8 protein-coding genes are annotated in these 12,170 nt (G+C 69.8%); 2 read left to right on the top strand and 6 right to left on the bottom strand.

All coding sequences use genetic code 11. The annotated features are described in order from the left end of the window. Nucleotides 1–17: 17 nt before the first annotated feature. From L3078_RS35010 to L3078_RS35020, 3 genes are all read right to left on the bottom strand, one after another. Complete coding sequence (locus L3078_RS35010; protein ID WP_239757931.1) at nucleotides 18–1,547, bottom strand: helix-turn-helix domain-containing protein; 1,530 nt, start codon at nucleotides 1,545–1,547, stop codon at nucleotides 18–20. A 126-nt stretch (nucleotides 1,548–1,673) separates the two neighbouring features. Continuing rightward, a complete protein-coding gene (locus L3078_RS35015) occupies nucleotides 1,674–1,871 on the bottom strand; it encodes a DUF4236 domain-containing protein (RefSeq protein ID WP_239757932.1) in 198 nt (65 codons plus the stop codon). Between the two features lie 101 nt (nucleotides 1,872–1,972). Further along, nucleotides 1,973–2,695 carry a VOC family protein gene (locus tag L3078_RS35020; RefSeq protein ID WP_239757933.1) on the bottom strand — a complete coding sequence of 241 codons (723 nt, stop codon included), beginning with the start codon at nucleotides 2,693–2,695 and terminating at the stop codon, nucleotides 1,973–1,975. Between the two features lie 152 nt (nucleotides 2,696–2,847). Here L3078_RS35020 and L3078_RS35025 point away from each other — a divergent pair, with 152 nt between their 5' ends. After that, nucleotides 2,848–3,288, top strand: coding sequence for a VOC family protein (locus tag L3078_RS35025; RefSeq protein ID WP_239757934.1), 441 nt, complete (start codon nucleotides 2,848–2,850; stop codon nucleotides 3,286–3,288). Here L3078_RS35025 and L3078_RS35030 read toward each other — a convergent pair. Next, nucleotides 3,249–4,166 carry an aminoglycoside phosphotransferase family protein gene (locus L3078_RS35030; protein WP_239757935.1) on the bottom strand — a complete coding sequence of 306 codons (918 nt, stop codon included), beginning with the start codon at nucleotides 4,164–4,166 and terminating at the stop codon, nucleotides 3,249–3,251. The genes L3078_RS35025 and L3078_RS35030 overlap by 40 nt on opposite strands. Nucleotides 4,167–4,518: 352 nt before the next feature. Between L3078_RS35030 and acnA the strand changes: the two genes are divergently transcribed. Beyond that, nucleotides 4,519–7,236 (top strand): aconitate hydratase AcnA, encoded by a 2,718-nt coding sequence (gene acnA, locus L3078_RS35035; protein WP_275593192.1) that lies wholly within the window; start codon nucleotides 4,519–4,521, stop codon nucleotides 7,234–7,236. Nucleotides 7,237–7,313: 77 nt separating this feature from the next. On the opposite strand, the gene L3078_RS35040 is transcribed toward acnA, so the two are convergent. Continuing rightward, nucleotides 7,314–8,339, bottom strand: coding sequence for a helix-turn-helix transcriptional regulator (locus tag L3078_RS35040; RefSeq protein WP_239757937.1), 1,026 nt, complete (start codon nucleotides 8,337–8,339; stop codon nucleotides 7,314–7,316). Nucleotides 8,340–8,395: 56 nt separating this feature from the next. Beyond that, nucleotides 8,396–12,076 carry a S8 family serine peptidase gene (locus L3078_RS35045; RefSeq protein ID WP_239757938.1) on the bottom strand — a complete coding sequence of 1,227 codons (3,681 nt, stop codon included), beginning with the start codon at nucleotides 12,074–12,076 and terminating at the stop codon, nucleotides 8,396–8,398. Between the last annotated feature and the right edge of the window lie 94 nt (nucleotides 12,077–12,170).

Genomic DNA, 12,170 nt, shown 5'->3' on the forward strand with positions numbered 1-12,170 from the left:
GCACGGCACCGCGCCGATCAGATGTCCCGGAAGATCTCGATCTGCGCCCCCACCGTGTTGAGGCGTTCCGCGAGGTCCTCGTAGCCGCGGTTGATGACGTAGACGTTGCGGAGCACCGACGTGCCCTCGGCGGCCATCATCGCGAGGAGGACGACCACGGCGGGGCGCAGGGCGGGTGGGCACATCATCTCGGCCGCGCGCCAGCGGGTGGGGCCCTCGACCAACACCCGGTGCGGGTCGAGGAGTTGGAGGCGGCCGCCGAGGCGGTTGAGGTCGGTGAGGTAGATCGCCCGGTTGTCGTAGACCCAGTCGTGGATGAGGGTCTGGCCCTGCGCGGCGGCGGCGATGGCCGCGAAGAACGGGACGTTGTCGATGTTCAGGCCGGGGAACGGCATGGGGTGGATCTTGTCGATGGGGGCCTGGAGTTTCGAGGGGCGGACGGTGAGGTCCACCAGGCGGGTGCGGCCGTTGTCGGCGAAGTACTCCGCCGAGCGGTCGTGGTCGAGCCCCATCTCCTCCAGGACCGCCAGCTCGATCTCCAGGAACTCGATCGGCACCCGGCGCACGGTCAGTTCGGACTCGGTGACGACTGCCGCGGCGAGCAGGCTCATCGCCTCGACCGGGTCCTCGGAGGGCGAGTAGTCGACGTCCACGTCGATGTGCGGCACACCGTGCACGGTGAGCGTGGTGGTGCCGATGCCCTCCACCCGTACGCCGAGGGCCTCCAGAAAGAAGCAGAGGTCCTGGACCATGTAGTTGGACGAGGCGTTGCGGATGACGGTGACGCCGTCATGGCGGGCGGCGGCGAGCAGCGCGTTCTCGGTCACCGTGTCGCCGCGCTCGGTCAGCACGATCGGCCGGCCGGGGGTGACGGAGCGGTCCACCTCGGCGTGGTACAGCCCCTCGGTGGCCGTGATGTCGAGGCCGAACCGGCGCAGCGCGATCATGTGCGGCTCGATCGTCCGCGTCCCGAGGTCGCAACCGCCCGCGTACGGCAGCTTGAAGTGGTCCATGCGGTGCAGCAGTGGGCCGAGGAACATGATGATCGAGCGGGTGCGGCGCGCCGCCTCCGCGTCGATCGCGTCGAGGTCCACCTCGGCCGGCGGCGCGATCTCCAGGTCGACACCGCCGTTGATCCACCGGGTGCGGACGCCGATGGAGCCGAGCACCTCCAGAAGGCGGTACACCTCCTCGATACGGGCCACCCTGCGCAGCACTGTGCGCCCCTTGTTCAACAAGGAGGCGCACAGCAGCGCGACACACGCGTTCTTGCTGGTCTTCACGTCGATGGCGCCCGACAGTCGACGCCCGCCGACCACCCGCAGATGCATCGGACCCGCGTAGCCCAGTGAGACGATCTCGCTGTCGAGCGCTTCACCGATTCGGGCGATCATCTCAAGGCTGATGTTTTGATTGCCGCGCTCGATACGATTCACCGCGCTCTGGCTCGTACCGAGCGCCTCCGCCAACTGTGACTGCGTCCAGCCACGGTGCTGTCGTGCGTCACGGATGAGCTTGCCGATGCGTTCGAGGTAGTCGTCTGCCATGAGGGAGAGGTTATCTCAGATATGAGATGACACCTCTTGGGGGGTCTGTTAGGGGTGTGACACGGGCCCGTTCAGGTGATGTCACGTGATGTCACCCGATGCCAGCTGATGGGGCGTCAGCCCGGCTCAGTGCCGCCGCGCGTTACGGGTGCGGCGCCAGCCGAAGGGGCCGGGCAGGTCCATCGAGGTCGTACGACGCCCCGTGCTGCTGTGGGTGTGGCGGGGGCCGTTGCGGCCGCCGGTGGTGATGGACCAGGAGCGCTTGTTGATGTTCAGTCGCACACCCGGCAGGATCTGAAAGCTCTTGCGGAACGTGAGCGGCATGTCTGCCTCCTTCCCGATTTCCCGATGCCCGACGGGTACCCCGCTCTTCGGTCCGCATCCCCCCGAGTACGACAACTGCGCCTGTCCGGGGGGCGATTGCCTCAGCGCGGCGGCAGCACGCAGAACTCGTGGCCGTCGGGGTCGACCAGGACCGCCCAGCCGACCGCGCCCTGGCCGATGTCGGCGGGGGCCGCGCCGAGCTGGACGAGCCGCTCGATCTCGCTCTGCTGGTCGCTGTCGGCGGACGGGACGAGGTCGAAGTGGAGGCGGTACTTCCCGACCTTCGGGGCCAGCGGGGGACCACCCCAGGTGATCTTCGTGCCGCCGTGCGGTGACTGGATCGCCGTCTCCTCGTCCTGGTCCCAGACCAGGGGCCAGCCCAGCGCCCGGCTCCAGAAGTACCCGACCTCCTGCGAGCCGTCGCTCGCGAGCGCGCCGATGAGCCCGCAGCCGGCCAGGAAGTTGTTGCCCGGCTCGATCACGCAGAACTCGTTGCCCTCGGGGTCGGCGAGGACCACGTGCGTCTCCTCCGGGAGCTGGCCGATGTCGATGTGACGGCCGCCGAGCTCCAGCGCCCGCTCCACGATCCGCCGCTGGTCGTCGAGGGAGGTGCTGGTCAGGTCGAAGTGCATCTGGTTGGGGACGGTCTTCTTCTCCTGGCTGGGCAGGAAGCGCAGTCGGAGCGAGGTGTCGTCGTCCGGGGCGAGCGCGATGCCTCCGTAGGGGTCCTCGGTGGTCTCCCGGTCCAGGACGCCGGCCCAGAAGTGCGCGAGGCCGGCGGGGTCGTTCGCGTCGAAGCTGAGCGCGTGGAGGTGGGACGTCATCGCGTGGGATCTCCGATCCGTCGGCACGGCCGCGGACAGGGCTCGTCCCCCGCCCATGGGCAAAGGCCATGGGGAACGACCATGAGGAACAACCATGCTAGGAAGCCCGGGATTCGCCCCGCAACGCAATAAGACGTCGCTTCCTTCGGCGTATGACGTCGCTGCCTTCGGTGCTGTGCGGCGAAACCGGGCAGCAGTACCGCATGACGTCCCCACCGCGCTTCACGTTGGCCGCGACCACGCTCGACGCGCCGGACGCTCGCGAGCTGGCGCGCTTCTATCAGGGCCTGCTCGGGTGGCAGGTGCGGAAGGACGACCCGGCGTGGGTCGAGATCGCCCCGCCCGACGGCGGTGCCGGGTTGTCGTTCCAGACGGAGCCGTTCTTCACCCGACCGCGGTGGCCTTCGACGCCGGCCGAGCAGCAGATGATGATGCATCTGGACATCGAGGTGAACGATCTGCCATCAGCCGTCGACCACGCCCGCGCCCTGGGGGCGACCGTGGCGGACTTCCAGCCTCAGGACGATGTGCGGGTCCTGTTCGACCCGGTGGGTCACCCGTTCTGCCTTTTCGTGCGGTCCGACGAGCCCTGAATCCGGTCGAGTGTCCGGCGGCCCAGGCCGCTCATCGCCGGATTGCTCTCGACGTAGTACCAGACGAGCCCCACCGCCTGTTCGAACGCCCACGCCTTGCCGCGCTCCCACTCCAGATCGTCACAGGCCAGTGCCCGCCGGAGCACTTCCCGCGGGCCCGTCCGCAGCAGATGCCAGGCGCCGACCAGATCCAGCGCGGGGTCGGCCGGGCCGAACCCGCCGGTGTCGAGTACGCCGCTGAGCCGGCCTCCCGCGACCAGTACGTTGCCGGGGATCAGGTCACCGTGGCTCATCACGTCGGCGCCCGTGCGGGGCAGCTCCCGAAGGCGGCTCCACAGCCGGCGCAGCCGGGGCACGTCGAGCAGCCCCTCGCTCTCCGCGAAGCACCTCTCCATCCACGCGTCGTGGTCGGTGAGCACGCCGCCACGATTGTCGCCGCTGAAGACCCGGCCCCCTGTCCCGGCCGCCCGCAGGGCCGCGATGAAGGCGGCGAGGTCCTCGGCGAAAGCGTCCGAGCCGCTCGGGTCGGCCTCGGAGGCCACCGTGCCCGGCAGCCATGTCTGGACCGACCACGGCATGGGGTAACCCGCCCCGGGCTCTCCCAGGGCGACGGGCTCCGGGACGGGGAACCGTGACACCCGTGCCAGCTCCGCGCTCGCCCGGGCTTCCCGCTCCAGAACCGCCAGCGCCTCGGCGGGATCGGTCGGACGCAGGGGGAGACGCGCGGAGAGGCCGTCACCGATGCGGAAGATGGCGTTGACCGTTCCGGTCGACGCCACGCGCCGGATCGTCTCCCCCCGCCACCGGGGGAACTGCTCCCGGACCAGGGACTCGACGATCTCGGTGGTCACGTCCACTTGGTCGACGTGCATGGTCATGCGTGCGGGCCCTCCCCGGTCCCGTGCGAAGACGTCGAACGCGGACCGGACCGCATCAACGGGGACGACAGCCAGTATTCATCCGCCGGAGTTCGGATCAAGCGGGATTTCCGGTCCCGGCCGTGGGGGAGCGGGGCGGACGCCCGGAGATTGGCGCACGCCACATCGGGCCGGGCATGACCAGCCCGCCCCCATGTACTACTGTTATCTCGACATCGAGATATCTGCCGAGGCGCACTGCGGCCGCCACCCCGGTAAGGGGTACCTAACTTAGCCTTACCTTAGCGGATCGGCCAAGGAGGCGTGGCGGCAGGATGCGGTGGTACGCGCACATGGAATGAAGGAGACTGTCGTGTCGGCGAACAGCTTCGACGCCCGCAGCACGCTGCAGGTGGGCGACGAGTCGTACGAGATCTTCCGGCTGGACAAGGTGGAGGGCTCGGCTCGCCTGCCCTACAGCCTCAAGGTCCTGCTGGAGAACCTGCTCCGCACGGAGGACGGCGCGAACATCACCGCCGACCACATCCGTGCCCTCGGCGGCTGGGACTCGCAGGCCCAGCCCAGCCAGGAGATCCAGTTCACCCCGGCCCGTGTGATCATGCAGGACTTCACGGGCGTGCCCTGTGTCGTGGACCTCGCGACCATGCGTGAGGCCGTCAAGGAGCTCGGCGGCGACCCGGCGAAGGTCAACCCGCTCTCCCCGGCCGAGCTGGTCATCGACCACTCCGTCATCGCCGACAAGTTCGGCACGAACGACGCCTTCGCGCAGAACGTCGAGCTGGAGTACGGCCGCAACAAGGAGCGCTACCAGTTCCTGCGCTGGGGCCAGACCGCCTTCGACGACTTCAAGGTCGTACCCCCCGGCACCGGCATCGTCCACCAGGTGAACATCGAGCACCTGGCGCGCACGGTCATGGTCCGTAACGGCCAGGCCTACCCCGACACCCTCGTCGGCACCGACTCGCACACCACCATGGTCAACGGCCTCGGCGTCCTCGGCTGGGGCGTCGGCGGCATCGAGGCCGAGGCCGCGATGCTCGGTCAGCCGGTCTCCATGCTCATCCCGCGCGTCGTCGGCTTCAAGCTGACCGGTGAGCTGACCCCCGGCACCACCGCCACCGACCTCGTGCTCACGATCACCGAGATGCTTCGCAAGCACGGTGTCGTCGGCAAGTTCGTCGAGTTCTACGGTGAGGGCGTGGCCGCCACCTCCCTCGCCAACCGCGCCACCATCGGCAACATGTCGCCGGAGTTCGGCTCCACCGCGGCGGTCTTCCCGATCGACGGCGAGACCATCAAGTACCTCAAGCTCACCGGCCGCTCCGAGCAGCAGCTCGCGCTCGTCGAGGCGTACGCCAAGGAGCAGGGCCTCTGGCTCGACCCGGCCGCCGAGCCGGACTTCTCCGAGAAGCTGGAGCTGGACCTCTCCACGGTCGTCCCCTCCATCGCCGGCCCGAAGCGCCCGCAGGACCGCATCGTCCTCGCGAACGCCGCCGAGCAGTTCAAGACGGACGTCCTCAACTACGTCGACAGCGTGGACGAGTCCGGCAAGGAGTCCTTCCCCGCCTCCGACTCCCCGGCCGTCGCCCCGAACGGCGCCCCGTCCAACCCGGTCACCGTGACCGCCCCCGACGGCTCGACGTACGAGATCGACCACGGTGCGGTGACGGTCGCGGCCATCACCTCCTGCACCAACACCTCCAACCCGTACGTCATGGTCGCCGCCGCGCTCGTCGCGAAGAAGGCCGTGGAGAAGGGCCTGACCCGCAAGCCGTGGGTCAAGACCACCCTCGCCCCGGGTTCGAAGGTCGTCACCGACTACTTCGACAAGGCCGGGCTCACCCCCTACCTCGACAAGGTCGGCTTCAACCTCGTCGGCTACGGCTGCACCACCTGCATCGGCAACTCCGGCCCGCTGCCGGAGGAGGTCTCCAAGGCCGTCAACGACCACGACCTCGCGGTCACCTCGGTCCTCTCCGGCAACCGGAACTTCGAGGGCCGGATCAACCCCGACGTCAAGATGAACTACCTGGCCTCCCCGCCGCTGGTCGTCGCGTACGCCATCGCGGGCTCCATGAAGGTGGACATCACCAAGGACGCCCTCGGCACGGACCAGGAGGGCAAGCCGGTCTACCTGTCCGACATCTGGCCCTCCGAGGCCGAGGTCAACGACGTCGTGGCCAACGCCATCGGCGAGGACATGTTCAACAAGTCCTACCAGGACGTCTTCGCGGGCGACGCCCAGTGGCAGGCGCTGCCGATCCCCGAGGGCAACACCTTCGAGTGGGACCCGCAGTCGACCTACGTCCGCAAGCCCCCGTACTTCGAGGGCATGACGATGGAGACCACCCCGGTCTCCGACATCGCCGGCGCCCGCGTCCTCGCCAAGCTGGGCGACTCGGTCACCACCGACCACATCTCCCCGGCCGGCGCGATCAAGGCCGACACCCCCGGAGGCAAGTACCTCACGGAGCACGGTGTCGAGCGTCGTGACTTCAACAGCTACGGCTCGCGCCGAGGCAACCACGAGGTCATGATCCGCGGCACGTTCGCCAACATCCGCCTGCGCAACCAGATCGCGCCGGGCACCGAAGGCGGCTACACCCGCGACTTCACCCAGGACGGCGGTCCGGTCTCCTTCATCTACGACGCCTCGCGCAACTACATCGAGCAGGGCATCCCGCTGGTCATCCTGGCCGGCAAGGAATACGGCTCCGGCTCGTCCCGTGACTGGGCGGCCAAGGGCACGGCCCTCCTCGGCGTCAAGGCCGTCATCGCCGAGTCCTACGAGCGCATCCACCGCTCGAACCTCATCGGCATGGGCGTCCTCCCGCTGCAGTTCCCGGAGGGTGCCTCGGCGCAGTCCCTCGGTCTGAGCGGCGAGGAGACCTTCTCCATCACGGGCGTCACCGAGCTCAACGACGGCACCACCCCGCGCACGGTCAAGGTGACCACCGACAGCGGCGTCGAGTTCGACGCGGTCGTCCGCATCGACACCCCCGGTGAGGCCGACTACTACCGCAACGGCGGCATCATGCAGTACGTGCTGCGCAGCCTGATCCGCAAGTAAGCGGCCAGGTAGGGCAGTTGAGGGCCGCATCCCCGGCGACGGGGGTGCGGCCCTCCGCACATGGTCCTTCGCGCGCCCTACAACCAGCCGCGCTGCGCCGCCCGCGCCCCCAGCTGGAAGCGGCTGGCCGCGCCGAGCCGGTCCTGCAGCTCGCTGACCCGCCGCCGCAGGGTCCGCAGGCTCACCCCGAGATGCCGGGCCACCGCCTCGTCCTTCATCCCGGCCGCCAGCAGCCGGGTCAACGTCCGCTCCCCCTCGGAGAGTTCACCTTCACCGACCGGTTGACCGAGTGGCGTCGCCTGCTGCCAGGCCAGGTCGAACAGCTTCTGCAGCGCCTCGGTCACCGCCGAGTGCCGTACGACCGCCGCGCAGTAGCCGCCCGCCTCGGACGAGGTCAGCGGCAGCATCGCCCGACGGCCGTCGACCACCAGCAACTTGACCGGTACCGAGGACAACACCCGTGCCTGCTCGCCGAGTTCGACCATCCTCCAGGCGTGGTGGAGGACGTCCGGGTCCTCCAGGGCGGTCGCCGCGTACACCGTGCGGTAGGTGATCCCGCGGCTGAGCAGATCCGACTGGAGGTCCAACTGCGGGGTCCGCGGAGCCAGATACGGGGGAGTGTCGAAGACACACACCTCGTGCTCGGCGCGCGCGTACAGCTCTTCCAGCCGGGCCGCGTTGGCGCCCTCGCCGGAGACCACCTCGACCAGCCGGGACGGTTCCTCGCGCAGCAGTCCGGCCTCGTGCGCGGTGGCCATGTCCTCGGCGGCGGCGGCCAGCAGCTCGGACTCGGTCTCGCGGCGCCGGATCAGCGCGCGGATCGCCACCCGGGGGTCGACCGCGCGTAACCCGCCCAGGGAGTCCGGCGGTTGCAGCAGACCGAGCGCGAGCAGCCGGTTGCAGGACTCGCGGACCCGGGCCGGGGTGGCGCCGGTCAGCAGCGCCCAGCCGGCCGCGCCCGCGTCGGGTTGGTGCAGGATCGCCTGGTACACCAGCTCGTCGAAAGCGGAGACCCCCACCGCGGACCAGGGGCTCGCGGCAGGGGTCTGTCCTGCGGTGTCGTACGCCGTTTCCAGTGCCGTTTCGTGTGCCGTGTTCACCATGTCCCGGCACGGTAGACGATCTCTGTTAAGGCTGAGGAACCGAAGGGACCCGGTGGCTACCTCAGACCGAACGCGCGCAGCACGGTCTGGTCGATGCCGTTGCCGTCACGGTCGGTGGCCCGCACCCGCAGCGACACCGACTCGGCGCCCTTCGCCGGCTTGAAGCGTGCCGTGCCGCCCTTGACCTTCACCTTCTTCCAGGACGTGCCGTCGTCGTAGGAGACCCAGGCCTCCATAGCGCTCGCCTGCACGCTCCCCAGCTGGTTCGCGAGCGGCAGGTCGACCCGCACCTCCTGCCCGCGCCGGGCCCGGTTGAGGAGGTCGAGGCCCTGCGGGGCGATGCCGACCGTGAGCAGCGGCAGGGCCGTCTCGGCGGCGGTGTGCGCCGAGGCGAAGGTCCACTCGGTGTGCGTGCTCGTGGAGTACCTGGCCCAGGCCGCCCGGCGCTGCACATCCAGCTCGAAGCGGTACGAGGCCTTGTCCGCCGCCACGTCGAAGACGCCGTAGCCGCCGAGCGTCGAGTCGCCGACCAGTTTCCCGTCCGCGTAGAGCCTGCCCTTGCCGGTGTTGTCGGTGCCGTCGATGTAGCCGTAGTGGCCCGGTGTGGAGTCGGTCAACTCCGCGACGGAGAAGGTGAGTTTGTCCCCGGTGCGGGTGGAGAGGCCGTACTCCGCGCTGGTCCCGGGGCGGACGACCTGGCGCAGCCAGCTCTCCGTGGGCTCCTTGCCCGGTGCGGTGAAGGTCCGCAGCGGGCTCCACTGGCCCCTGAGCGTGTCCCAGTTCGGGTAGACGACGTGCCAGGTACGGGTGTCGGGGTCGACGTAGTAGTACTCGTCGCGTTCCGTGCCCAGCTGCATGTGGTCGCTGGTCTCGACCCCGAAGAGCTGCCAGGGGCGGAAGGTGTACAGGGCGTCCGCGCCGATCTCGCCGGCCATGGCCCCGTGGTAACGGGCCTTCCGCTTCACCGTGTTGGAGGTGTCCAGCGTGTACGTCTGGTCGGCGGAGATGGCGCCGCTGTCCGCGGCGAGCAGGTTGTAGGCGTACGGGCTGACCGGGGTGCCGCCCAGCTTCAGCGTGACCTTCTTGCCGGTCCTCAGCAGAGCGGTGAGCCCGGCACCCTCCTCACCGGTGGCGATCATCAGCGGGACGGTGGTGGCGCGGTCCACGGCCTCGATCCAGAAGCCGGGCTTGTCGCGGTACACGATGAGGTAACCCGCACCGGCCTTGGTCGCGTTGTCCAGAGCGCTCTGTGCGCGGTCCGCCGCGCCGACCCTGACCACCGCCACCTTGCCCTTGACGTCGAGCCCCGCGAAGTCGGCCTCGGTGCCGCCGCCCGCGTCCACCGCACGGACCTTGTGCTCACCACTGATCTTCAGCGGGAAGTCCTCGTAGGTCTGCGAGTAGTAGAGCGAGGACAGTTCGGTCTTCTCCGGGCTGGTGACGCTCGCCGTCAACTCCTTGGCGTACAGCCGGAACTTGGCGGAGAACTCCAGGCTGCCCTCGGTGACCCGCTCGGTCGGTGTGACATAGACGTGGTCGGTCCACCAGCCCTGACTGTACGTCAGCCCCCAGCCGCCGCCCGGCCCTTCACGGTGCACATTGGTGCTGAAGCCCTGGAACTCGGAGTCCTGTTTCGTCTTCGGCTTGATCTCCACCGCCTTGCGGGCGTCCAGGACGACCTTGGTGTCCCCGTTCACCTTGATCTCGGGGCTGACGACCACCGAGGTGCCGACGACGGTGCCGCCCGCGTCGCGGTCCGGGATCCAGGTCGACATGGAGTAGGTGCCGGCCGGGACCTGCCAGGTCCAACCTGCGCCGATAAAGCCGTACTCGTCGGGGTGGGCGCCGTTCAGCTCCATGAGCGTGTAGATCGACCCGCCGGTGGGCGCCTTGCCGTCCCGGCCCAGGAGGGAGACGGCGAGGTCGTGCGTCTTCGGTGCCTTCTCGAAGCCGACGCCCGTGGTGACCCGTACGCCGTCGTCGGCGGTCGCCGTGATGTGGCCCGCGTACCGGCCTTCGGCCTTTTCCGCGGGGTCGACGCCGACCGGGAGTGTGGCGCTGCCCCGCGCGGGCACGGTCACCGTACCGTCGGCCGGGGTGACGTCGGCGAGCGACGACGAGATCTTCAACTCCACCGCTTTGTCGGTGGTGTTGGTGTAGGTGATGTCCTTGGTCGCGGTCTCCGTGTCGCCGTCCTCGAATTTGCCGAAGCTCAGCGCCGGGGTCGCGAAGACGTTCTGTCCGACGGCTCGTACGACGTCGACCCGTCCGTCGCCCTGCTCGAACACGGAGTCGTCGGCGTTCGTCTTCGCCGTGCTGGCCAGGGCCTGCTTGATCCGCTCGCCCGTCCAGTCCGGATGCGCCTGCGCGACCAGCGCCGCCGCGCCCGCGACATGCGGGGTCGCCATCGACGTACCGTTGGCCGCCGTGTAGTGGTCGTCGACCGGCGTCCCCATGGCGGTGCCGGCGGCACGGGCCGCGGTGATGCCCACGCCCGGTGCGGTGATCTCCGGCTTGACCGCGAAGTCACCGGGGCGCGGTCCACGTCCGGAGAACGAGGCCAGCCGGTCCGACTTGTCGACCGCGCCCACGGTGAGCGCCGAGTCGGCGATGCCCGGGGTGCCCACGGTCTGCTCGCCGGGGCCCGAGTTGCCCGACGCGATCACGAACAGGGCGCCGGTGGACGCGGACAGCTCGTCGACGGTCTCGCTGAGCACGTCGGAGGGGCCGGTCGCGGTGCCGCCCAGCGACATGGAGACGATCTTCGCGCCGGAGTTCGCGGCCCACTCCATGCCCGCGATGATCCAGGAGGACTGGCCCCGGCCGTCGTCGCCCAGCACCTTGCCGACCAGCAGCTCCGCGCCCGGCGCCACGCCCTTGCGCAGGCCGTCCGAGGCCGCGCCGGAGCCGGCGATCGTGGACGCCACATGGGTGCCGTGCCCGTGGCCGTCCTGCACCGACTGCTCGGGGACGAACGTCCGGGACTCGGCGACCCGGCCCGCGAGGTCCGGGTGCCCGGTGTCCACGCCCGTGTCCAGGACCGCGACCTTGACCCCCTTGCCGTCGTGGCCCGACCGCCACACCTCGGGCGCGCCGATCTGCGGGACGCTCGTCTCCAGGGACACCTTCACCTGGGCGTCCAGCCAGAGCTTGTCTATGCCGCCACCGAACTGCCGCGCGGCCTTCGTGGTGGGCTCGGTGCCGAGGGCGGGGGCGATGTCCGCCCACAACGCGGTCGACTTCTCCGCGCTCAGCGCCGCACCGTCGATCCCGGGCAACGCCAGCGTGCGACGGGCGCCTTCGGGGGTGGCCCTGCCCTTCGCGTACGTCGCGATCAGCGGAGTGGCGCGGGTCCTGTCGTCGTCGTACCCCTGCTTCACCAGCCGGGTGACGTTGAAGAGTGCCGGGTCGAGGCGGCCTGCCCGTACCAGCGGGACGGCGTCCGTCGGCAGGACGCTGACCTCGCCGTCCCGTTCGCTCGACAGGAACGTGGCGGCCTCCCGGCCCGCGCCGCGCCGTACGTCGACCGCGTGCTTGCCGTCCGGTCCTGCGGTGAGCGAGACGGTGTCGCCGGTGATGAGCGTGACGGTCCGGGTGGTGGGGGCACTTGAGGTGCCGGTACTCGTGCTCGTGCTCGTGGCTGTGCTCGTGCCGGGGTCCGCCGTCGCGGGCGTGATCGCCGCCGCGAGCAGACCGGCCGCTCCCGCGACGGCACCGAGGGTGTGGAGTCTTCGCATGGGTGGTGCGTCCTCCCCTGAAACGCTGACGTAGGCCTCCGGCCTGCTGGCCGGAAGCCAGGGATCAGAGTGAGTGGCGCGCCGAGAGCGGCTC

The sequence above is a fragment of the Streptomyces deccanensis genome (genome assembly GCF_022385335.1).
Classification (GTDB): domain Bacteria; phylum Actinomycetota; class Actinomycetes; order Streptomycetales; family Streptomycetaceae; genus Streptomyces; species Streptomyces deccanensis.

Excerpts from the sequence above, each read along its gene's own strand:
- L3078_RS35020 (WP_239757933.1), bottom strand. The coding sequence starts at position 2,695 with ATGACGTCCCACCTCCACGCGCTCAGCTTCGACGCGAACGACCCCGCC.
- L3078_RS35010 (WP_239757931.1), bottom strand. The coding sequence starts at position 1,547 with ATGGCAGACGACTACCTCGAACGCATCGGCAAGCTCATCCGTGACGCA.
- L3078_RS35030 (WP_239757935.1), bottom strand. The coding sequence starts at position 4,166 with ATGACCATGCACGTCGACCAAGTGGACGTGACCACCGAGATCGTCGAG.
- L3078_RS35040 (WP_239757937.1), bottom strand. The coding sequence starts at position 8,339 with ATGGTGAACACGGCACACGAAACGGCACTGGAAACGGCGTACGACACC.
- L3078_RS35045 (WP_239757938.1), bottom strand. The coding sequence starts at position 12,076 with ATGCGAAGACTCCACACCCTCGGTGCCGTCGCGGGAGCGGCCGGTCTG.
- L3078_RS35015 (WP_239757932.1), bottom strand. The coding sequence starts at position 1,871 with ATGCCGCTCACGTTCCGCAAGAGCTTTCAGATCCTGCCGGGTGTGCGA.
- L3078_RS35025 (WP_239757934.1), top strand. The coding sequence starts at position 2,848 with ATGACGTCGCTGCCTTCGGTGCTGTGCGGCGAAACCGGGCAGCAGTAC.